We start from the raw sequence: 23,173 nt of genomic DNA on the forward strand, positions 1-23,173 counted from the left end.
CCCCAATCGCCGACGCTTGCGCTTCATTCGTTTTTGTATTCCGTAGAATACGATTTTTGACTCATCTTTCAGTTTTCAAAGTTCGTCTGCCGCCTTAGCGACTTTAATAGATTAACAGGTTGTTTTGATTATGTCAACCATGCTTTTTAAAAAACTTTTCAGCCCCAACGAACCGTTTATAAAAGGCGTCTCGCTGGAACATTTATTAATATAACAACAAAATTCGACAAACACAAGCATTATTTCAAAAAAACTTTGCAAAGTCTTTACCTTCTTAACATGGCACCTACTGTAAACGCGATATTCGCTGGGCGTTCTGCTAACCGTCTCATCAAATACGTATACCAATCCACACCATGCGGAACGTAGATGACAACATGATAACCTTGTCGAACTAACTCTTGTTGTCGTTTCGGTCGCATGCCTTGAAGCATTTGAAACTCGAACTGCGATCGATCAATGTTTCTTATTTGAGTAAAGTCAATGATTTGTCGAATGATCTGTTCATCGTGTGTCGCGATTTGCGTGTAGTTCCCATTTAGCAAATTCACTTTTACTAATTGAAGGTATGTCTCATCTACTGTCTTCTTTGGTTGAATATAAGTTTCATTGTCTCCGTCATATGCCCCTTTGACGATACGTACTGTTGCGTGAAGACGTTCTAGATCAAAACGACTTCGATAGACGTTTGCCTGTAGCGCAATCCCGACGTTCGGATAATGTTCATGTACACGCTCGAATACTTGGATAATCGACTCGACCATCATCGCTTCTTCCATATTGACTGTCACACGCATGTTTTGTTGATCTGCAACTTCCGCGATGCGACTCAACTGTTGATAAGCGATATCCGGATCAATTCTTAATCCGATTGATGTCAGCTTTAAAGATACTTGTGCGTCTAGATTGTATGCTTTGATCTGTCCGATGACTTTAATGCATTCATCCGCGATATCTACCGCGTCCTGTTCTGTCTCGACGAACTCGCCTAAACAATCCACTGTGGCGGCTCGTCCATCTTGATTAAATTGTTTAACAGTGTCGAGTGTCTCTTCAGCGCCCTGCCCTCCGACAAATAACGTCCCACCAAGTGGTAATCCGACTTTTCTAGCTAACTGAATCAGTAACCTATTTTCAGCTAAGTACTCAAATACAGGTTCAGTAATCTGCTGTAACATCTGAATCACCCTCTCTCCTCTCCCTTACCCTCTCCTAACAAAAAAACGTCTTTCTTCTATATAGAAGAAAGACGCAGTTTGAATTAGTGCAACCAGATGAAGTAACCGAGGAAGCCGAGTGACAACACGTACATGATCGGATGCACTTCTTTTGCTCGTCCTTTCGCGATCATCGTGACCGGGTAGAAGAGGAAACCGAATGCAATCCCTGTTGCGATTGAATACGTTAACGGCATCATGATAACGGTCAAGAAAGCCGGAACAGCGTACTCGAATTTTTTCCAATCAATCTGAAGCAGTGAAGCTGCCATCAACACACCGACGATGATCAATGCGGGTGCCGTGACTGGCGCTGTGATGATTGCGAGCAATGGTGAGAAGAATAAAGCAAGACCGAAGAATAACGCTGTGACGATTGCCGTCATTCCTGAACGACCACCTGCTGCAACTCCTGCACTTGATTCGATGTAAGAAACCGTTGTTGACGTTCCGAGAATCGAACCTGCTACCGTCGCTGTTGAGTCAGCGATTAACGCCCGACCAGCACGTGGTACTTTATTTTCTTTAATCAGACCAGCTTGGTTTGCTACTGCAACCAGTGTACCTGCTGTATCAAAGAAATCAACGAAGAAGAAAGTTAGGATGACGATCATCATTTGAACCGTGAAGATTTCGTCAAAGTGAAGGAATGCCTGTCCGAATGTCGGTGCGATACTCGGCGGTGCTGAAATGACTTCACCAAGACTTGTTGGAACTGGAATCAAACCGAAGATCATTCCAGCAACTGCCGTTAGGATCATTCCGAAGAAAATCGCTCCTTTGACACCACGCGTCATTAGGACCGCAGATACGACAAGACCAAATACCGCGAGAAGCGTTGTTCCTTTACTTAAATCGCCAAGTGAGACGAGTGTCGCTTCATTCGCAACGACGAGACCACCTGTTTTTAATCCGATGAACGCGATGAACAATCCGATACCTGCTGCAACTGCCATTTTCAATGGTTCTGGAATCGCATTGATGATCATCTCACGAATACCTGAAGCTGTTAATACCATGAAGACGAGACCTGAGACGAGAACGCCTGAAAGTGCGGTTTGCCATGGAATACCCATTCCGATGACGACGCTGTAGGCGAAGAAAGCATTTAGTCCCATTCCTGGTGCGAGCGCGATTGGATAGTTCGCTAGTAATCCCATCGTGACAGAACCGATGATCGCAACGAGTGCTGTGGCACCGAAGACTGCTCCTGCGTCCATTCCTGCTTCGGCTAATGTATTCGGGTTAACGAATAAGATATACGCCATCGCGAAGAATGTCGTCATGCCGGCGATGAACTCTGTACGCATGTTCGTACCAAGCCCATTGAAATCAAAGAAACGCGCAATCGCATTTTCTTTTGCTTTCGGTTGGTGTGGCTGTTTCAATTGTGTGCTCATGATTGCCTTCCTTCCAAATAAGCCGTCTCCTTGAAAACAAAAAACGGCCCTTACCTAAGCGGTAAAAGCCGTTTCAATAAGCGCACGATGCTGCGTGTGCGCCGTAGTAGGAACCTTTACGGTGTTCCTGTAGAGACTTCCGGGCCCTATCCCCAGAATTATACGGCATTATTTATGTTTTTTTAGTGGTATGAAAAATAAGAACAGACACATCGTAGCACGGTCAAATTCATGGGTCAACCATAAAAACGAAATTTAACCACTTAATTTATCCGAACGTTCGGTTTTAGGTTTTAAATCATTTAATTTGTCAAATTTAAAATTCTATATTTTATTTTAATTTTACATTTTTTAAAATCATTTCATATTTATGAGATAACTATAACTTATTTAATATATTGATACTTATTGTTCATCCATAAGCTGAGTTTTTTCATTTATTTTAGCTATTAATTTATCTTTAACTAATGTTAAAAATTCCTTCTGTTCTTTAACTCCCCACATCTCATTTTCTACATCTTTTTGATATTCTAAATAAAGTAACGGCATGATTTCCAAGTAGATAAGTAAATAAATTTCGGCCATTTTCTGCGGTTTTGAAGAGTATTCATCAAAGGGACCATCATATTTATTCACATTAGCAGAAATAGTTTGAGTATCTTTTAAATTTATTTCTAAGTTCTCATGTTTGTCAAATTCTAATCTTAATTTTATTTGTTTCAACATTTTACTTTCTAATAAAAACGACAAGGTACTTAAAATGTTTAGAATACTATCTCCATTTGCCGATACAAAACTGATTTGATCATCAGTTTGACCTTTAAAGCCAACCATTGAATTAAGTGTTAAAGTTTTTTCATCTTCTGGTGAGATAGTCATTACCAATTCATTTTCTTCTTTAAACAATCTGCTTATTATCCACGTCAATAATTTACTATGTATGTCAGAAGATTTCTTTTCAATCTCTAACTTATTTTTATAACCTAGTAGCAGTCGTAATATCATCAAAGCATCAGTATTCTTATCAATAATATAATTAACTTTATTAACTAAAGTGTAAACTATAATCACGCCTGTTGTTGGTGTCGTTCGGTCTTCAATAGGCAATACTCCAGGAAAAACTGAATCGAAACTAAAGTTTATAATATTATATTCAATTTGTTTATTTCCAAATTTAAAAAAATTATTTTCTTCAAATTCTTTACTTACACTAAAATTAATATAACTAATTTTTTCTTGTGACTCTTTAGGCTCTATGTCACTTAAAAATTTACTAAGTATTCCCTCAAGTGAAACATTTGTAGTATCAACCCATCTCGTAGTATTACTCAATTCGAAATTACCCCTTTATTTTTATTTTTAACTGATTCGATTTTTTCTTTACTAGAAACCATCGTCTAAATCTATTGTTTGTTTCTACATCAACACTTAATAATTTTTCAGTTCCTGAAAAATCATCTTTTTTTAAAACTGAAAATATAACTTTACAATTAGTTGTTGTCACATGTTTAGAATTTTCATTTACTAATTTTAATATATCAACTTCGCATTTTCTTTTAGCAGTTTCAACATTAACAAATCCCTGTTGATTTACCGCAGGTTGAAGTGTTATTGATTCTGGATAAAATAAAATTACTTTATTTTTTGCTAAGCTTTTTTCTGTTCCAGTAATCGATATATCTAAATATATTCTAGCAAATCCGATATCTTTGGTTTTTTCATCTAAAATAACTGTAGGATTTTCTTTTTCACTTCTTTTATCAGTATCTGCTGAAAAAAACATCTCAAACTTCAAACAGTATGCATTATATAATTCCTCGAAGATAGAAAATATGAAAATTAGAATTGCTATATATATTGTATTAGATGTGACAAAACTACGTTCTGGGGGAACAAAACTCAACTTTGATGCAATATCAAAAATACTTGTGAAGTATATACTTAAAATCGCCACTACAATAGCTTTGAAAAGTGTATAAAAAAGCTTATTTATCACACTCATTACTGTTTCCAACCAAAATGAGTTAATATCACATTACGAATGTTTTCTTTTTCTTCTTCATAACAACTTTCTTTTATATTAATTATTCCATTAATTTGAACATTAAGCCTAATTCTTTCATCAAACTTATTTTTACCTGATAGCTCCATTTTAAATATATCTAGGGCATTCTTCTCATAAAATAAAAAATCCATTTCTTCTAGTAACTTTAAAAATTGATCTCTATCCTCTTCTATTCTTTCAATATACGACTCAAATTTTGATACCAAAAAACCTTCTTCATCAACAGGTATAATTTCTTTAATAGTGAATTTTCTATCAATAAAATAATATTTCAATATAGCTAGCATAAAATCTGTAGTCAAAATAACTTGCTCATAACCTTTTTCAGAATTTTTTTTTATAAACGAATAATAGTCATCCTCTAAATTATAATTAAGTACTTCAATATTGTTATTTCTACTAAAAACCTTTCCTCTTGTAAAATTCATTTTACCCCCCTGTTTAACTTTTTTTAACTTTTATATAAATATACCTCATTTACATACTTTTTAGCCTACTATTAAAGAAAAAAGAAATGTTAAATCAAACACTTTTTCCTAATCAAAAAGCCTGAGGTAAGTTAATAATACCCCAAGCCTTTAATAATGTTCTTATTACTCCCACTCGATCGTTGACGGTGGTTTCGATGTCACATCGTACAGGACGCGGTTAACGTTCTGCACTTCGTTGACGATTCGAACCGAGATTTTCTCTAACACGTCCCATGGGATACGTGCCCAGTCTGATGTCATTCCGTCAATTGACGTGACAGCGCGGATTCCGACCGCATAGTCGTATGTCCGCTCATCGCCCATGACACCAACCGATCGGATTGGAGGAAGGACTGTGAAGTACTGCCAGATTTCGCGCTCGAGTCCTGCTTTTTTGATTTCATCGCGAAGAATGAAATCAGATTCACGGACGATTTCGAGTTTCTCATCTGTGATTTCACCGAGGACACGAATTCCGAGACCTGGTCCTGGGAACGGCTGACGCCACACGATTTCATCAGAAAGACCGAGTTCCTTCCCGAGTTCACGGACTTCATCCTTGAACAACGTGTTGATCGGTTCAATCAATTCAAACTGCATGTCTTCCGGCAATCCACCGACGTTGTGGTGTGATTTAATTGTTTGTGCCGTATCCGTACCACTCTCGATGATATCCGTATAGAGCGTACCTTGCGCAAGGAAGTCCATATCCGTCAGCTTCGAAGCTTCTTCGTCGAAGACGTAGACGAACTCGTTGCCGATGATTTTACGTTTCTGCTCTGGATCCGAGATACCACGGAGTTTGTCGAGGAAACGGTCCTGGGCATCAATCTTGATGACGTTCATGTGGAAGTGATCCGCGAATGTCTTCATGACGCTCTCCGCTTCACCCTTACGCAATAAACCGTGATCGACGAACATACATGTCAATTGATCACCGATTGCTTTGTGAATCAAGGCTGCGACGACAGACGAGTCGACACCACCAGAAAGTGCACAGAGGACTTTTTTGTCGCCGACTTGTTCTTGAATCTTCGCTACTTCGATTTCGATGAAGTTCTCCATCGACCAATCGCCTGCACATTGACAGACTTCAAAGAGGAAGTTCTTGAGCAATTCTTTTCCGAAGACCGTATGGTTCACTTCCGGATGATACTGCACACCGTACATTTTCAATTCTTCGTTCTTGATCGAAGCGATCGGACATGACACGTTCGTTCCATCGACGACGAATCCGTTTGGCACAGATGTGACGAGGTCGCTGTGGCTCATCCAGACCGTTTGTTCAAGCGGTAGATTCGCATACATCGGTGACGGGTCTTGTAACGTCAATGTGGCTTTTCCATATTCACGATGTCCCGCACGTTCTACTGTTCCGCCGAAATGTTGTGACATGAGCTGCATGCCGTAACAGATCCCGAAGATTGGAATACCGAGGTCGAAGATTTCTGGGTCACACCGGTACGCATCCTCTGCGTAGACACTACGTGGACCACCTGAGAAGATGATACCAGCAGGTGCGATTTCCTTTACTTCTGCTGCAGTGATTTTATGCGAATGCAACTCACTGTAGACACCAAGGTCCCGAATACGACGTGTGATCAATTGATTGTACTGTCCTCCAAAATCGAGGACGAGAATCATTTCCTGGTCCAAATGTGCTTCCAAATCTGTTCCCGCCTTTCTGATTTCATGCGTACCCTATGAAAAAAGCCCACTCTTCGCCCATGGATAAAATGGAAAAAGAGCAGGCCGCTTCACAAAAAAATGTATACGAAGGGTCTGCTCCTTCATAGTCAGGTCGTTTAAGGTGACCCGGTAGAGACTCTCGCGCCATATTCGCGAGTATATACAAAGGAGATTGCATGTGTGTGATTTACGTTGTTCCCATTGTAACTGTATCGTTTCGTAAATATCAACCCTCTACATGACGAATGATATTTTCGAAATATTCACGTTTTTTCTCAGCCGACAGTGATTCTCCACCATAGACCATCCGTTCGTAAGCATCCGTCAACGGTCGCATCGCGTACGTCTCGTAGTACCCATCGACTTCGTGAGCGAGTTCCGCAAGCGTCCGACCATCTTGATAATGGAATCCTTTTTTATCAAGACGTCGTAAGAGGTAGCGATACATCCGGCGGAATCCTTCCGGTCGCTCGATTTGTCTTCGGAAGAAGAGAATCGCGAGCGTTCGAATGATTGGTTTTCGGAACAGATAGAGGAACAAGAGAGCAAGTGCCGTCAGGAAGATTGGCCAAAATGGAATTGACTTCTGCTCCGTCTGTCCAGCGCTAGTCGTCTGTTCTTCATCAAGAAGATTTTCTTGCGGACGATTTGGCGTCGTTGTCTCCGTATTATCTTCTGTCTCACGTTGCGGATTTGCTTGTTCCGTCTCATTATCCGTTTCCCGATCGATCGTGTATTGTCCTGCTCCATCGAAACTGACTGTTGGCTCAAGCGGTACCCAGCCTGGTCCTTCGATATACACTTCGACCCACGAGTGCGCATTTTTATTTCGCACTGTATAACTCGTCACGGCAGCTCCGATGACGTCGGATTCGCCTCCCGTGAACCCTTTCACCCAGCGTGCGGGTAACCCGGCTGCCCGTAGCAAAACAGCAGCCGACGTCGAGAAGTTATCACAGTATCCGAGCTTCGTCTCGAATAGGAATTGATCGACGTAATCTTGATTTTCTCCTGGTACGGCAACTTCCTCCGTATTGTATTCAAAGTTCTCTTCTTCGAAATAATTTTCAATCGCCCGTGCTTTGTCCCACGGTGTCTCCTCACCCTCAACGATTTGTTCCGCTAAATCACGGACACGCTGTGGTAAACCATCCGGCAGTTGGAGATACCGCTCTGTTTCATTCTCCGATAAATTGACTGGTTCATCTGTCTGGAGTTGTTCTTCCGTAAAGAGCGGATACGAGTAGTCAATTTGATAATTGCGTTGACGATCCGCCTCGTCTAGATACGATATTTTTTGATTCTCTGGATCAACCAGTACATTTTGTCGTTGTTGATCGACCGAGACCCGGACGTTATCTCCGTTATATGGCACGAACGGTAATTCACGTGCCATCTCAAACGTCGCTGTTTCCTCACGTGTCTTGACTTCTCGCCCGAAGTGCGAGAAGAAACCCCGTCCATCGATTTCCGGGTTCGATTCCGATAGCACCCAGCCTTTGCCGGTATAAATGTCTTTCGTCTCGACTCGCCAGTATCGGTTCCCTTCACTTTCAACCTGGAAGACTTCCCGATCGTCCATCTGGAACGGTCCTCCGAGTTGCTCGTCATTGTTACCGTAGCCAACCTTTTGAATCGCATTCGTCGGCTCTCCTTCACCTTCAAGCCCGGACGTCAAATCGTACCAACTGTCTTGCCATGTCGCATTGATGACAGGACTTTGGACAGCAGCGACGATGACGGCACTCATGATGAATAAGGCACTCAGCGGACGAACGTAAGAAGCGCGTGGTCGTTCGTTGACTTCCGTCGCATAGAGCAATAACAAGGATAAGATGATCGGATAGAGAATGAATGTCTCTCCCGAGTAATCCGTCCATGTATCACAATACGCGATGAATCCAATGACTCCGAAGGCAAGTCCGAAGACGAACCCACGATTCGGGAACGTCCGACGCGCGAGATAGGCGATCAAGAAACTAATCAAACCGATCGAGAGCGCGAAAGCGGGTCGTCCTGGTAATTCACCATTGATGACGCTCTGAATATCTAAACTGATTTCCGTAAAGATGCCCCATGGTGCTGCTCCCGGCGTCAAAATCAGATAGAACGACAGCAGTAATCCACCGAGACTTCCGAGTAAAAAGTAACGCCGCGATAGATGCGACAACAGCAACGGCAGAAACAGCATCGGTAAGAAGGACCAGAGATGCTCGAACGTCGTCAGTTCGAGAAGTGGTGGCATGAAACAAGTCAGGACGGCTGCCGCGATGGCGTTCCAAATCAAGCGTCGCATCATCGCACTCCCCTCCGTTCTGGTGTATAGACATGAACGGTGGCTTCTTGATTAATCTTCGAAATCCATAGTTCATTGTTCGATTCAAGATCCGGTGTGATGAAAAGGACGTTGCCACTCAATCGAAGTGCTTTTGACGAATACTCCCATGACTCGATGAACGTCCGCGTCCGACTCGGCTGCGCCGTCATCAGGTAATGCGTCAGTTTCGCTCCTTCAAGAGGTAACGACAACGATTGAACAGCATGTCCGACGAGGTGAATGCGGTAGCTCAGCCGTCGTTTGTTCAACTGATCCGTCGCTTCTGCCAGCATCGAGATGACGCGTTCGAAGGCTTCACCCGCTTCCGTCCCCTCATCAAAGACGATCGTCGTCTCCCGTTCCTGCTCTCGTTCGAACGTTTTCGTCATTAAGCCTTGACGTTTCGCTGTCGCTTTCCAGTCGATCTGATTCATCCGGTCACCACTGACGTATTCCCGGACCCCGACGACAGTAAAGGACGACTGACGAAGATCAAGCGACACAGGGGAGATTCCTCCATCGCCGCGATCCTCCTCATGCGGAAGTTGAACGGCAAGGCGTGCCGGTTCGATCGCAAGATACGTCTCGACCGGAAACATCCGCTTCCGCTTGAACAGACCGAACGGATCTGTAATTTCAACGATACAGCCAGGAATCTGGTACACTCCTCGGCGGATCGATGGAATCGTGTAGTCGATGTGCTCTGTCTTTCGGTAGTGGGCACGGAGCGGACGGCTGATATCGAGTTTTTCTTCGCTGAGTTCGTTTGGAATCGCCTCCGTCACCTCGACGGCTCCGACAAGGAACGGGAAACGCCGGCGAACCCGTAAGGAAACCGGGATATCCGTTCCGGCAACGAGCATCTTATTCGATACTTCGCGCGTCGCCAGTGCCTGCGTGACAGGCCAAACGAGGAAGAGCGTCCAGTAGACGGTCAAACCAGCCATGACATAAAACAGCAAGGAAGCGACATTTCCGCCATCGACGCGCGCATATGTCCATAAGGCAACCGTCGTCAAAAGGAGTACAGCGTAACGCCAACCAATTTGCCACTTCGTCATAGGGACTCCACGTCTTGTTGGATTGGTACAGCAACCTCTTTTTTGATTTGTTCTAAAATCCGTTCAGACGATTGACCGTGATAACGCGCGTCCGCTGTCAAAATCAAGCGGTGTGACAGGACCGGAATCAAGAGATGTTTGACATCATCCGGTAAGACGAAACTGCGTCCTTCCATGTATGCCCACGCTTGCGCGACTTTCATCAAGGCGATCGAAGAACGGGGACTCGCGCCGAGATAAAGTGAACCGTTCGTCCGGGTCGCTTGGACGAGATGGACGATATATTTTTTGACGGGCTGTGAGACATGGACGTTCTTGACTTCTTCTTTCATCTGAAGCAATTGCTCGCGACCAATCACCGCTTCGAGTGTTTCAATTGGTTCATCCCGTTCGAAACGTGTCAGTAGCTTCATTTCCTGGTGGAAATCAGGATAACCCATTTTGACTTTGACGAGAAAACGATCGAGTTGTGCTTCTGGTAACGGATACGTGCCTTCATGTTCAATCGGGTTTTGTGTCGCCATGACGAAAAAGGGATTCGGAAGCGTATGAATCTCACCATCGACGGTGACGTTCGCTTCCGCCATTCCCTCGAGTAAGGCAGATTGAGTTTTTGGTGATGTTCGGTTGATCTCATCGGCTAAGACGATGTTTCCCATTAAAGGACCCGGTCTATATTCGAATTGGCTAGTTTTCTGATTATACATCGATACACCCGTCAAATCTGACGGAAGTAGGTCTGGCGTGAACTGAACACGTTTGAAGGTCAACCCGATCGATCGGCTGAACGCACGGACGAGCATCGTCTTCCCGACTCCCGGTACGTCTTCTAATAGGACGTGACCGCCCGCTAGCAATGCTGCCAATGATTGTGTGATGACATCTTCCTTACCGATGATGACTTTCTCTACGTTGTCGATAATCGCTTGAATCTCCTTAGTGTATGTTCGCATTGTCAGGCCCCTTGCTCTCGTAGTAGTTGAATTTTCTGACTTTTTATATCATCTCATATTCCGCTACGCTTTTAAAGAAATACGAGCAGTTTCTAGCACATGAAAAAGGGGGGAACGCCGTAGCGTTTCCCCCTTATTTGTTTCAGGAACGAACACATGCCGTGATCCGTTCTTGAACCGTGCAGTTGCACGTAAAACACGAATACATCCGTGTCAATGGACAACGTTCGTCAAGTCCGGTGATCCTCTTCTTTCAGAAGCGACATGCGATCGTTCCCTCTACATTGGTAATCATTCATGTGCATCACCATCCTTTCATATATTGAATATTACCGAATATGTTATAAACGAAACGTCGAATTTTAATTATTTTTTACGATACCGCGCATAAGTCGTCGCGAGCGCGACCGCAAGGACCAACCCTTTGATGATATTCAACGAATAGTATGGAACAGACAGCATGACGAGACCATTTTCAAGAATCCCGACGAGACAAGCCCCAACAAGTGTACCAAGCGCATTCGGCTTCCCTTGTCCTGCGAACGACGAGCCGATGAATGCCGCCGCGACCGCTGGCATCAGATAACCGGAACCGGCGTTGATTTGCGACGATCCGACTTGTGACGCAAGCAAAATCCCACCGACCGCAGCAAGTAACCCAGCAATCAGATACGCGAGTGCCCGGTAGCGGTTGACACGAATTCCTGTCAGTCGTGCGGCTTCCGGATTCCCACCGATGATATAGAGAAAACGACCATGTCGCGTATGGCTTAAAAAGACATGGGTCACAGCGACGACGACGAGCATGATGACGATGATCCAAGGCGCCTGGCTGATTTTCGCGAATGCCTCCGGAATCGTGCCGACTGTTGGTGTACCGTCCAGGCGCGGCATTCCGGCACTGATTGAACCACCACCGGTATACGTCATCGCGACACCTTCGACGATGAACATCGTCGCAAGCGTCGCAAACAAATCCGGAATCTTAAACCAGACGATGAGTAAGATGTTCACCAGAGCAACGCTAAGAGATAAGAGAAGTGCTAAACCAATCGAGACACCGAGCGGTAGACTGTACCAGACGAAGAACGAGACGACGAAAGAACTCGCAAGCGTCGCGGTCGACCCGACCGATAAATCAAATCCATTGACCGTCAAAGAAACGGTCAAGCCGATCGCGATAATCGTCACGATGGAGATACTTCGTAAAATATTAATCAAATTCGTTCCTTGGAGGAATGTCGGAGCCGTCGTCGCAAAAAACAGGACGAGGGCAAGAATCGCGAGGACGATCCCCCAGTCGTTCAAGAATCCGAGGACAGGACGTAAACCCTTCCCTCGGTTCGTTTGTTTTGATACTACCTCATTCATCGTTGCCCTCCTCCTGTCGCATACCACAACAAGGTTTCTTCTGATGTGTCCGCCGTCTTCGTTTCATGGACGATCCGTCCATCGAACATGACGTAGATTCGGTCCGTGACGGTCAAAAGTTCATCCCATTCACTCGTCGCGTAAAGGATCCCTTTTTGTTGTTGCGCGAGTCCGTCAATCAGACGATAGATATCTTGTTTGGCTCCGACGTCGACACCTTTTGTCGGTTCGTCCAAGACGAGTACAGAAACATCGGTCAGTAACCATTTTCCGATGGCGACTTTTTGTTGATTCCCACCGGATAGTTGACCTACTTCCTGTTTCACGTCTGCCACTTTAATGCCCAGCTCCTTGACCCATTGCGATGCCTGATCTGCTTCTTTGCGACGATCCATCAGCCCCCAGCGGTTGACGAAATCATGAGCTGCCGCTGCTGTTAGATTTTCTGCGACAGAATCGGCAACAAGAATTCCTTCTTTTCGTCGTTCTTCTGGAACGAGACCGATTCCCGCTTGAATCGCAGCTTGTGGATTGCGAAGGCGATGGGCTTTTCCACCTATGCGAACCTTCCCTTCCTGAAACGGGCGATCGCCGAACAATGCTTTGCATAATTCCGTTTTACCGGCACCGACAAGACCCGCGATACCAACGACTTCACCTGCTTGAACCGTCAAGGAGATATCGTGGACGTCCGCATTCGTAGCACTCTCGACCGTCAATACGTTCGTTGCATTTACCCGTGACGTTTTCGCAACAGACGTAAGCTGACGCCCGAGCATCTGCTCAACGACAGCTTCCTTCGTGATGTCTGTCAAAAGATGTCGTGAGATGAGTTGACCGTCGCGCATGACCGAGATGGAGTCGCAAATCTCATATAGTTCCTGGAGGCGATGCGAGATGAAGATGATCCCAAGCCCCCGTTCGGCTAAACGACGCACGACTGAAAAGAGATGGCTTGTTTCCGCCTGACTGAGAGGTGCCGTTGGTTCATCTAAAATCAAAAAACGGCGTTCTTGGACGAGAGCGCGAGCAATCAGTACGAGTTGCTTTTCAGCAAGCCGCAACTCCTCGACACGTGTCTTGACGGAAATCTCCGCCTGTAATGTCGCTAACGCTTCCTTGGCACGCTGTATGTAACGGCGCTGCGATACCAAACCGGTCATCGTTCCGTCCGTCAACAGATCGAGACAGATATTCTCAGCGACCGTCAAATAAGGTACAAGCGCCACATCGACCTCTTGCTGGACGAGGTCGATTCCAATCTGTTTCGTATCACGCGGTGACGTGATGGACAACGCCTTCCCATCGAGACGGATTGTTCCTTCGTCCGCCGTTTCCGCTCCGGATAAGACTTTCATCAATGTCGACTTACCGGCACCATTCGCACCGACAAGCGCGTGGATTTCACCGGATTTCACTTCAAACGAGACCTGTTTTAAGGCTTGCACTCCTGGAAACGCCAGTGAAATCCCGGTCATCTTCAAATGATGATTGGTAGACGTCATTGTTTTTTATGGACGTCACGCAACCGGTCCATCCACGGTTCATTGAATTTTTCCGATGTACTCCATCCTTTGATGATCGTATCGAGATTATACATCGTCGTATCCTGCTTCAACGCTTTCTGCTCCACAAGTTTCGCATCGAGATCAAAGCTATCCGGCGTCTTCTCGCCGGCGATTTTCTTAGCCAGTAATCGCATGTCTGTTTGTCCAATCAAGAATGGATCCACCGCACTCGTCGAGACCCAGTTGCTGCCTTTTTCACGCATCAGGTTGATGTCCTGATTCGAGACATCAATCGAGATCAGCGGGATTTCTTGACGTTTATTATCCTTGAGCGATTTATAAGCCCCTTTTGCGACTTCGTCCCACGCTCCCCAAACCGCATCAATGCTTCCTTTCGGATACTTCGCGAGAATCGCATTCATCTTCGTCGCGATATCCCCTTGGACATCTTGGAAGTTTGTCGGTCCAACCGTCTCAAGCGTTTTAATCTTACCGTCTGCTTCGTATGTCTTATAGATTTCTTGACGACGATCGAGCGGGGCAAAACCTGGTCCGAACCACAGTTTGATGACACGGACCGGTTTTTTGTCCGTCACCTTCGTCACTTCATCGAGCGATAGCTTCGCGAGTTGATGATCGTTTTGGAATGTTTCCGTCACACCTTTTAACGCCGTTCCTTTTTTCTTCGTGACCGTATCGAACGTCACGACCTTCAGTCCTTTATCGACCGCCGGTTTGATCATGTCATAGGCGTAGTCTTCCTTGCCGTGCGAGATGATGAGCCCGTCATAATCTTGTTGAATCGCTTGTGCGACCAGTTCCTTGAACTTGACGTCATTGCCTTCTGAGATGAACGTGCTGACTTTAAAGCCGAGCGCTTCGCCTTCACTTCGTGCGCCATCAAGGAATTGTTTCGTATGATCATCCGATGCCAGGTTGCGGATGACGGCGATCTTGACGTCCGATTGAACCCCTTTTGGTACATCCTTGACGACCTTCGTCGTCGTCGCTTCTCCATTCGCACAAGCCGCTAGTAACAGTGCCGGGGCTAGGACGGCGTAAGCTAATTTTTTCATGACATATCTCCTTATCCGAGGGGTTGAAGCCCTGTTAATTGTTCGATCGTTTCTTCATTCGGTTGCGTGATGACACCAAGTTCCGTGATGATGCCCGTGATCAACGTATGTGGTGTGACATCAAAGGCTGGGTTGAAGACAGCGACTCCCGCTGGTGCCGTCGCAACACCTTGGATTGCCGTCACTTCCTGCGGATCACGCTCTTCGATTTCGATCGCATCTCCGGAAACGAGCGAAAAGTCAAATGTTGAGAGTGGTGCCGCGACGTAAAACGGAATACCGAAGGCTTGCGCAAGTAATGCCAATTGGAACGTCCCGATCTTATTCGCCGTATCTCCGTTTCGTGTAATGCGATCGGCACCGACGATGATTGCGTCAATCTGTTTTTCTTTCAGCGTGTGAGCGACCATGTTGTCCGTAATTAACGTGACATCGATCCCGGCACGTTGCAGCTCCCATGTCGTCAGTCGTGCTCCCTGCAGTAACGGTCGCGTCTCACTCGCAAAAACGGATAATTCAATGCCACGCTCTTTTGCGATATAGAACGGCGCAAGTGCTGTTCCATAAGCAGCGGTCGCAATCGACCCAGCATTACAAATTGTTAGGATCCGGTCGCCTGATTGGAATAATTCCAGTGCATGAACCCCGATTTGACGTGACGTCTGCGCATCCTGGTCGTATAAGTCGAACGTTCGTTTTTCCAACCGTTTGCGGATCTCTTCTACCGACGTCCCGTCTTGAATGATTGGATTCAGCTGATTGAGTACATTTCGCAAATTAACGGCCGTCGGTCGTGTCGCGAGTAACGTCGCTGATGTCTCAAGCAAGGCTTGCTTGTAGACCGGAAGCGCCGCTTCAAACCGGTATGCTTCTTGAACGAGCACGAATCCCCCAAATAAACTGATCGCAGGTGCGCCCCGAACGCGCAGTTGTTTAATCGCCTCAACCGCTTGCGCGAGATCAGCAATGACTTCATAGTGCTCTTCCTGCGGTAGACGTGTCTGATCGAGAATCGTCAAGACACGGTCTTCGTAACGGATACTTTGAACGAATGTAGTCATCGGCTAAGTTCCTCCGTTACGTCAAAGTTTCGTAAATCATCGAATGTCCGGCATTCTGTACGGCGTTTGATTAACGCTGTTCCTAGACGGAGAGCGTGACGTTTCCGCTCTAAGCGTTCCGTCGTTGAATTGATTGATTCTAAATCAGCGACCGGTGCGAGACCGATCGTCCGCCGAATCAATTCGCAACCGGCGAAGCCAAGGGCATCCTGCAAGATCGTGCTCAATACGTCATCGACGAGTCCTGGTGCCTGGAACGGTTCGACGGCTTCCCGTTCCCATAAGGCACGGAACGTTGAAGCGAACGTCAGCCAGAACGTATCGATATCCTTGATTCGGGCATCACGGAGTGCCGGGTAATCCGGATATGCCGCGAAGAATAAGTGGGCGATGAACTGTCCGACATCGAATCCAAATGGACCATAAAAGGCGAATTCAGGGTCGATGACTTTCGTTTCCGTCGCTGAGGCGAAGATGCTGCCTGTATGTAGATCGCCGTGCAGCAATGCATCTCCTTTCGTGATGAAGAGCGCTTCGAGTTTTGCGACTTCGCGTTTCAACTCATCGTCTGCCCATAGACGTGCCACCTCTTCTTCGAGTCCGGCTTCAATCTCGTTCGTCTCCGCGTCATGAAACGGATCCGTGAAGATTAATTTTTCCGTGATGTCGCACAAGTCTGGATTGTAGTACGTTCGGGCGACACGTTTCTTTTCAACCGGACCAAGTGCAAAGTCCGATGTATGGAATAACGTCCGAGCGAGATAAGAACCGATATGTTCCGCAAGCAACGGATACTGTTCACCTGCGAGTAAACCGCTTCGAACGATCGTCAGATGTGAAAGATCTTCCATGACCGTATACGCCTCTTCATGACTAGCATGAAAAACACGCGGCACGAACGGTACGGCATGCCGTGCGAATTCACGGAGTGCGGATTGCTCGATCCACGCTCGTTCGAGCGATAACGGCCAGCTCTCCCCGACGACCTTCGCGTACGGGAGTGCTTGTTTTAAAATCAAGCGATGTTCGCCTTCTCGAATCCGAAAGACGAGGTTGAGGTTCCCGTCGCCAATCTCTTCTGCTTCGACAGTTCCGTCGCCGATCAGTCCTAATGTCCGAACACGATCAATCGCGTCCTGTTCTGTGAATGCTTTATATGTCATCTCAGTTTCCCCCTATGTGATACACGAAAAAGCGCCTCTTTTCGTCATCGAAAAGAGGCGCAGAAAAGTCACTGCGTCCTCTTATCTCTCAGACGAAACGTCTGTTGGATGTAGCACCGTGCCTAGTGGTCGGTTGCTGCGGCGTCATCGGGCCAATTCCCTCTGCCAACTCGCGATAAGAGTCGTATGTAGTTGTCGTGTGTGATATTGATTTGAATCTTACGCAATCGACTTCCTCGCTGTCAAATCGAAATCAAGCAGAAACGGATATCATTTTTATGCCATCTATAGAAAGAGTATTTTCAAAAAAATAAATTTTCTAAAAATAGTTTGACAAGTAGCGATTCTCATGTAAAAATTGCAATTAGATTTCACAATTTCATCCAATTCTTATCAAGAGCAGACGGAGGGACAAGCCCTACGATGTCGCAGCAACCGACCTTTTGGCACGGTGCTAATTCTTGCAGCTACTAAGCTGACAGATAAGAGTCCACGTTCGAATCATTCATGGTCTCTTGTCGCTGACGAGAGACCATTTTTTTGTTGAAGGAGGAAAGACATGGCTTATATCACTGCTACTTATCAATTGACTGCCCGTGATCGACTCGAGCAGCGCGCTGAACAACTCGCGCTTGGTCTGACAGTCGGTTCTTGGACGGAACTGAATCATCTCGAACAACAACAACTCGCCTCGTTCAAAGGGGAAGTCGTACATACCGAAGAGCGCGATGGCAAAGGATATATCACAATTCGTTATCCGGAACATAACGTGTCGCGCGACTTTTCTGCGATTCTGACGACCGTCTTCGGGAAACTCTCACTCGACGGTGAAATCAAATTAACGGAATTGCTACTACCCGATACATTTACGTCGGACTTTCCAGGTGCGAAATTCGGGATTGAAGGGGTCCGTTCCTTGATTGGTGTCGAAGATCGCCCATTGTTAATGAGCATCTTCAAAGGAGTCATCGGACGCGATTTATCGTTTCTTCGTGATCAACTCGAAGGACAACTCGCTGGTGGGATTGATCTCGTCAAAGACGATGAGATCCTATACGACAATCCGTTAACACCGACGATTGACCGGGCACGAATCGGACGTGAGGTCATCGATGCTCACTTCCACCGGACTGGTAAACGTGCGTTATATGCGATCACACTCAGCGGTCCCGTCTTTACGCTCAAGGATCAAGCCAAACGATTGATTGACGCTGGAGCGACTGCTTTCTTGCTGAATACCTTCACATACGGACTCGACGTCTTACGCGAACTGGCGAGTGATCCGGAAATCAACGTTCCGATCTTCAATCATCCAGCATATAGCGGTGCGTTGATTGCTAGCCCGAATCACGGAGTCGCGGCCCCTGTCTTACTCGGCACATTACCGCGTGCTGCTGGGGCAGACTTGACGCTATTCCCGTCTCCTTACGGCAATGTCGCTTTGCCAAAGGATGTCGCCCGTGGCATCGCAGTCGAAGCGACTCGTCTCGGTCAGACGAAATCGATCTTCCCGGTTCCTTCAGCCGGTATTCATCCTGGACTCGTCGCTCAACTCGTACGGGACTTCGGGATCGATTCCGTCATCAACGCCGGTGGCGGCGTACATGGTCATCCGCAAGGTGCTGCGGCTGGTGTCATTGCTTTCCGTCAGGCACTCGAGGCGGCACTCGCAAATGAATCCCTATCGACGGCAGCATCGCGTCATGAAGAATTACGAATCGCCCTCGACGCTTGGGGGATCAAGTCATGACCGTACGGATTCTCTGTGACTTCGACGGGACAGTGACGACGCAAGATAATATCATCGCACTCATGCAGGCATTTGCGCCAGCGAGTGACTTCGAACCGTTAAAACGCGGCGTACTCGACCGGACGTTATCGATTCAGAGTGGTGTCGGGCAAATGTTCGCACTTCTGCCGTCTGACGGGAAAACAGCCTATCTTGATTTTTTGTTGGAGCGTGCGGTTATTCGCGACGGATTTTCGGAGTTACTGCAGTACAGTCGTCGTCAAGGCATCGATTTTTCGATCGTCAGCGGTGGAATGGACTTTTTCGTCGAACCGATCTTAGCGCCATTCCTTGAACAAGAACAGATTTACTGTAACGTCGCCGATTTCAGTGGTCCATTCGTCCATATCGATTGGCCAAACGCCTGCGATGCCCATTGTACGAACGGGTGCGGCTGTTGTAAAACGTCCGTTGCCCGGACACTACGTAAAGACGGTGACGTCATCATCGTCATCGGTGACTCGGTGACGGACTTCGAACTCGCGAAACAAGCGGATCGTGTCTATGCCCGTGATTATCTGATCACGTTGTGTGAAGAGAACGATATCGCCTATACACCGTTTGAGACGTTCCACGATATCGTTCATGATTTAACACGAGCGGAGGTGACAACATGACATTCATGCGACGGTATGAAGAGCTACGCGCCATCAAACAAGAGCTTGCGGCGCGCGATTGGTTCCCTGGTACGAGTGGCAATCTCGCCATCCGGACGTCCGGTGTCCCGGTTGAATTCCTTGTGACGGCAAGCGGAAAAGATAAACGGCAGACGACTCCTGACGACTTCGTTCATGTCGATGCGACCGGTCAATTGATTGGTGAGCAATCCGGGCGTCCTTCCGCTGAGACATTGCTCCATGTCGAAGTGTTCAATCGAACGGACGCCGGTTGTTCCCTGCATGTCCATACGATTGCGAACAATGTGATTTCGGAACTCTATGGCGATCAAGGCAGTATCACCTTTTCCGGTCAAGAAATCATCAAGGCACTCGGACACTGGGAAGAGGATGCGACGGTCACGGTGCCAATCATTCCGAATCATGCGGACATCCCGACGCTTGCCGCTGCTTTTGCACCTCATGTCACAGCGGATAGTGGTGCCGTCCTGATCCGCAATCACGGGATCACGGTCTGGGCACCGACCGCCTTTGAAGCAAAGAAACACCTCGAAGCCTTCGAGTTTTTATTCAATTACACGTTGACGTTGCAATCATGCCGTCAATCCATTCATTAAAAGGAGGAATCATCTCATGGCAACAGTCTTATTCCAAGAAACAAACACACGGTATACGGATCAAACGGAAGTCGCTGACTTCCTTGCGTCACGCGGCGTTCTTTACGAACAGTGGGACGTTTCGAAACTTCCAGCGCCTCTCGTGGAAAACTTCACACTGACGGATGCGGACAAACAAACGATTCTCGATACGTTCGCTCCAGAAATCAAAGACGTTTCAGAACGTCGTGGGTATCAGACAGCTGATATCATCTCACTTTCGGATACGACACCGAACCTGGATGAGTTGCTCGTCAACTTCCAGAAAGAACATCACCATACGGATGATGAAGTTCGTTTCATCGTCAGCGGTCATGGCGTCTTCGCGATCAAAGACGAAGAGGTCGGCTACTACAATATCGAACTCAATCCTGGTGATTTGATTTCCGTTCCTGTTAACACACGCCACTACTTTACGCTTCAAGACGATCGTAAAGTCGTTGCTGTTCGGATCTTCGTCACGACAGACGGCTGGGTTCCGATTTATGAAAACGAGACGTCAACGGTCTCTTAAGATCGATATAAGCGCTGTTTTCCTTCATATGAAGGAAATCAGCGCTTTTCTTATCGCACAAACATATCACTACATTGACACGTAACCGATATAATGAAGGAAAAGCGATGAGGAAGTGAGCGTCATGCATATTCGTCCCGTAACGGAACACGACTTACCAGCGATTCTCGCCATCTATAACGAAGGCATCGAAGATCGGATCGCAACGCTTGAGACCGACCAAAAGGACTTATCCTTCATGACCCAGTGGTATGCGGAACGCACCGATCGATATGCCGGATATGTCGCTGAAGATGACACAGGTGTCCTCGGCTTCATTTCCCTCGATCCGTATAATCCGCGTCCTGTCTACGCATCCGTCGGTGAGATTTCGGTTTATATCACTCGGACACATCGTGGACAAGGGATTGGCACACGTTTGCTCGAAACGATTGAACAACATGCCCGTGATCATCAGATGCATAAGCTGATCCTCTTTACCTTCCCATTCAATAAAATTGGACAAAAACTCTATATCCGCTCCGGGTTCCGGATCGTCGGAACGTTTAAGGAACAAGGACAGTTGAACGGCGAATATGTCGACGTCATGGCGATGGAGAAACGCTTACGATAGGATTCATTGAATGCCAGACAGGGAATAGTCAATCCGAGTCATTGAGAGAGGATGAACCTAATGGATATTCAACAAATTCGTAATGCAACACTCGTTGTCACGTATGCCAATCAAGTCTTACTGATTGATCCGTTCCTTGGCGAAAAAGGCAGCTTACCTCCCTTCGGTCAAACACCAAATGCCGTCGCCAATCCACTCGTCGACTTACCGGTCGATGTCAAGACACTGCTTGATCCTGACGCAATCTTCGTCACGCACCTGCATGCCGATCATTTCGACGATGCTGCAAAACAACTTCTACCCAAGCATTTGCCACTCTATGCGCAGCAAGAAGAAGACGCGCAACAAATTCGAGAAGCCGGCTTCACGAACGTTTCTTCCTTCGATTCCGGTGTAACGATCGGTGATATCCAAATCCATCGAACAGGTGGACAGCATGGTGTCGGTGAAATCGGCGAACGGATGGGACGTGTGTCTGGGCTCGTCCTCACCCATCCGGACGAACCAACACTTTATATCGCAGGTGATACGATCTGGTGCGACGAGGTCGCGCATGCAATCGAACAACATACACCCGATATCATCGTCGTCAACAGTGGTGCCGCTCAGTTCTTGACCGGAGAGCCGATCACGATGTCACAGCGTGATCTCCTTGCCGTACACGAAGCGGCGGCGGAAGCGACGATCATCGTCTCGCACCTCGAGTCCGTCAACCACTGTCTCTTGCGACGTGATATGATTGCTGACTTTTTAACTGCTTTCCATCTCTCTGCCCATTTCCTGATTCCGGAGGATGGCGAAACGATGTCATTTTAAGAACAGTAACTTTCATTAAAAAGAAGTCCTTGTTTCGAATATCCATCGAAACAAGGACTTCTTTTTGTTATGGGATGACGAGACCTAACAAACGAGCAAAGGCAACTGCTTGCTCTTCCGTAATGACAGCACCTGGTAAAAATCGCGGATCGATCGTAATACCAGAGAGCTCCGTCTGCCGGAGGTCGAGACCTTTTAACGGCGTTTCAATCCATTGACTATCCGTAAGCCGGACCGCTTCGAGTTTCCACTGGGTCGGTTTCACTTCGAAGAACTGTGCTTCTTTCATCGTCGTTTCGCTCCAGTGTTGGTGACGGACCGTACTGCGAATGAACTGTGCGTAATCCGCAAGTCCTTCCTGAATCGTCACATGGTCCAGCGTACAATCTTCGAACTGAACACCCGTCATCCGGCATCCGACGAAGGACACGCGGTGAAAACGAGTTTCTTGGAAGTGACATCCCGTTAAGTCACATTGCTCAAAACGGATATCTTCGAACGAACCACGGTCAAAGGTGAGATTCGCGAACGAGACATTTTGAAAACACACTTGATAGGCATCGATGCGTTCTGTCAGTTCACTCGGCATCGACTCTTTCTCATAACGCGCCCCTTTTAGATACGGGTCATCGATTTCGACTTGATCGAACGTCTCTGGTTGAAGCGTTTTCGGTAATTCTGGTAAACGGATAATGGTCTCTTTCAATGAAGGTTCCCCCTTTTTCTCTCCCTTAGTATATCAAACTCCTTTTATATGAGGGAAAATCGTTCAAATTCCCCTTTTTTCAACAGTTTTTATTTTGAGACACTTTGAGAC

The 23,173-nt window shown here is 46.7% G+C and carries 21 protein-coding genes and 4 riboswitches; of the genes, 6 read left to right on the top strand and 15 right to left on the bottom strand.

Annotation, left to right across the window (positions count from 1 at the left end; translation table 11 throughout):
- Positions 1 to 266: 266 nt before the first annotated feature.
- From B3G15_RS05275 to mtnK, 14 genes are all read right to left on the bottom strand, one after another.
- Positions 267 to 1,178, bottom strand: coding sequence for a proline dehydrogenase family protein (locus B3G15_RS05275; protein ID WP_290717130.1), 912 nt, complete (start codon positions 1,176 to 1,178; stop codon positions 267 to 269).
- A gap of 83 nt (positions 1,179 to 1,261) precedes the next feature.
- Positions 1,262 to 2,566: an NCS2 family permease gene (locus B3G15_RS05280; RefSeq protein WP_029340736.1), complete on the bottom strand. Its 1,305-nt coding sequence runs from the start codon at positions 2,564 to 2,566 to the stop codon at positions 1,262 to 1,264.
- Between the two features lie 135 nt (positions 2,567 to 2,701).
- A riboswitch (purine riboswitch) is annotated at positions 2,702 to 2,803 on the bottom strand.
- A 219-nt stretch (positions 2,804 to 3,022) separates the two neighbouring features.
- Entirely contained in the window at positions 3,023 to 3,949 is a 927-nt protein-coding gene (locus B3G15_RS05285; RefSeq protein ID WP_290716707.1) for a hypothetical protein, read from the bottom strand.
- Between the two features lie 7 nt (positions 3,950 to 3,956).
- A complete protein-coding gene (locus tag B3G15_RS05290; RefSeq protein ID WP_290716710.1) occupies positions 3,957 to 4,619 on the bottom strand; it encodes a hypothetical protein in 663 nt (220 codons plus the stop codon).
- On the bottom strand, positions 4,619 to 5,110 hold the full coding sequence (locus B3G15_RS05295) for a hypothetical protein (RefSeq protein WP_290716714.1): 492 nt from the start codon (positions 5,108 to 5,110) through the stop codon (positions 4,619 to 4,621). The genes B3G15_RS05290 and B3G15_RS05295 overlap by 1 nt, the downstream gene beginning before the upstream one ends.
- 165 nt (positions 5,111 to 5,275) lie before the next feature.
- Positions 5,276 to 6,796, bottom strand: coding sequence for a glutamine-hydrolyzing GMP synthase (gene guaA / locus B3G15_RS05300; RefSeq protein WP_223041971.1), 1,521 nt, complete (start codon positions 6,794 to 6,796; stop codon positions 5,276 to 5,278).
- Between the two features lie 129 nt (positions 6,797 to 6,925).
- Positions 6,926 to 7,027, bottom strand: a riboswitch (purine riboswitch).
- Positions 7,028 to 7,067: 40 nt separating this feature from the next.
- Positions 7,068 to 9,140, bottom strand: coding sequence for a transglutaminaseTgpA domain-containing protein (locus tag B3G15_RS05305; RefSeq protein WP_290716717.1), 2,073 nt, complete (start codon positions 9,138 to 9,140; stop codon positions 7,068 to 7,070).
- Entirely contained in the window at positions 9,137 to 10,219 is a 1,083-nt protein-coding gene (locus tag B3G15_RS05310) for a DUF58 domain-containing protein (RefSeq protein WP_023467046.1), read from the bottom strand. The genes B3G15_RS05305 and B3G15_RS05310 overlap by 4 nt, the downstream gene beginning before the upstream one ends.
- The gene (locus tag B3G15_RS05315; RefSeq protein ID WP_023467045.1) at positions 10,216 to 11,172 is read right to left on the bottom strand and encodes an AAA family ATPase; all 957 of its coding nucleotides are present in this window, start codon (positions 11,170 to 11,172) and stop codon (positions 10,216 to 10,218) included. The genes B3G15_RS05310 and B3G15_RS05315 overlap by 4 nt, the downstream gene beginning before the upstream one ends.
- A gap of 366 nt (positions 11,173 to 11,538) precedes the next feature.
- The gene (locus tag B3G15_RS05320) at positions 11,539 to 12,543 is read right to left on the bottom strand and encodes an ABC transporter permease (RefSeq protein ID WP_029340729.1); all 1,005 of its coding nucleotides are present in this window, start codon (positions 12,541 to 12,543) and stop codon (positions 11,539 to 11,541) included.
- Positions 12,540 to 14,048, bottom strand: a complete 1,509-nt coding sequence (locus B3G15_RS05325; RefSeq protein ID WP_290716725.1) for a sugar ABC transporter ATP-binding protein — start codon at positions 14,046 to 14,048, stop codon at positions 12,540 to 12,542. Before B3G15_RS05325 ends, B3G15_RS05320 begins: the two co-directional genes overlap by 4 nt.
- Positions 14,045 to 15,127: a sugar ABC transporter substrate-binding protein gene (locus tag B3G15_RS05330; RefSeq protein ID WP_290716728.1), complete on the bottom strand. Its 1,083-nt coding sequence runs from the start codon at positions 15,125 to 15,127 to the stop codon at positions 14,045 to 14,047. Before B3G15_RS05330 ends, B3G15_RS05325 begins: the two co-directional genes overlap by 4 nt.
- Positions 15,128 to 15,138: 11 nt before the next feature.
- A complete protein-coding gene (gene mtnA, locus B3G15_RS05335; RefSeq protein ID WP_290716731.1) occupies positions 15,139 to 16,188 on the bottom strand; it encodes an S-methyl-5-thioribose-1-phosphate isomerase in 1,050 nt (349 codons plus the stop codon).
- Positions 16,185 to 17,351 carry an S-methyl-5-thioribose kinase gene (mtnK, locus tag B3G15_RS05340; RefSeq protein ID WP_290716737.1) on the bottom strand — a complete coding sequence of 389 codons (1,167 nt, stop codon included), beginning with the start codon at positions 17,349 to 17,351 and terminating at the stop codon, positions 16,185 to 16,187. Before mtnK ends, mtnA begins: the two co-directional genes overlap by 4 nt.
- Before the next feature lie 78 nt (positions 17,352 to 17,429).
- Positions 17,430 to 17,533, bottom strand: a riboswitch (SAM riboswitch).
- A gap of 205 nt (positions 17,534 to 17,738) precedes the next feature.
- A riboswitch (SAM riboswitch) is annotated at positions 17,739 to 17,840 on the top strand.
- A 70-nt stretch (positions 17,841 to 17,910) separates the two neighbouring features.
- Between mtnK and B3G15_RS05345 the strand changes: the two genes are divergently transcribed.
- From B3G15_RS05345 to B3G15_RS05370, 6 genes are all read left to right on the top strand, one after another.
- Complete coding sequence (locus B3G15_RS05345; RefSeq protein WP_290716741.1) at positions 17,911 to 19,101, top strand: 2,3-diketo-5-methylthiopentyl-1-phosphate enolase; 1,191 nt, start codon at positions 17,911 to 17,913, stop codon at positions 19,099 to 19,101.
- Positions 19,098 to 19,757: a 2-hydroxy-3-keto-5-methylthiopentenyl-1-phosphate phosphatase gene (locus tag B3G15_RS05350; RefSeq protein WP_290716745.1), complete on the top strand. Its 660-nt coding sequence runs from the start codon at positions 19,098 to 19,100 to the stop codon at positions 19,755 to 19,757. Before B3G15_RS05345 ends, B3G15_RS05350 begins: the two co-directional genes overlap by 4 nt.
- Positions 19,754 to 20,374 carry a methylthioribulose 1-phosphate dehydratase gene (locus B3G15_RS05355; protein ID WP_023467033.1) on the top strand — a complete coding sequence of 207 codons (621 nt, stop codon included), beginning with the start codon at positions 19,754 to 19,756 and terminating at the stop codon, positions 20,372 to 20,374. The genes B3G15_RS05350 and B3G15_RS05355 overlap by 4 nt, the downstream gene beginning before the upstream one ends.
- Before the next feature lie 16 nt (positions 20,375 to 20,390).
- A complete protein-coding gene (locus B3G15_RS05360; protein WP_023467032.1) occupies positions 20,391 to 20,927 on the top strand; it encodes a 1,2-dihydroxy-3-keto-5-methylthiopentene dioxygenase in 537 nt (178 codons plus the stop codon).
- 124 nt (positions 20,928 to 21,051) lie between these two features.
- Entirely contained in the window at positions 21,052 to 21,540 is a 489-nt protein-coding gene (locus B3G15_RS05365) for an arsinothricin resistance N-acetyltransferase ArsN1 family A (RefSeq protein WP_064300625.1), read from the top strand.
- A 60-nt stretch (positions 21,541 to 21,600) separates the two neighbouring features.
- Entirely contained in the window at positions 21,601 to 22,356 is a 756-nt protein-coding gene (locus tag B3G15_RS05370; protein WP_058703768.1) for an MBL fold metallo-hydrolase, read from the top strand.
- A 67-nt stretch (positions 22,357 to 22,423) separates the two neighbouring features.
- On the opposite strand, the gene B3G15_RS05375 is transcribed toward B3G15_RS05370, so the two are convergent.
- Positions 22,424 to 23,062 (bottom strand): pentapeptide repeat-containing protein, encoded by a 639-nt coding sequence (locus tag B3G15_RS05375; protein ID WP_064300623.1) that lies wholly within the window; start codon positions 23,060 to 23,062, stop codon positions 22,424 to 22,426.
- Positions 23,063 to 23,173 lie beyond the last annotated feature (111 nt).

Source organism: Exiguobacterium sp. UBA1053, from assembly GCF_002316465.1.
GTDB classification, from domain to species: domain Bacteria; phylum Bacillota; class Bacilli; order Exiguobacteriales; family Exiguobacteriaceae; genus Exiguobacterium_A; species Exiguobacterium_A abrahamii.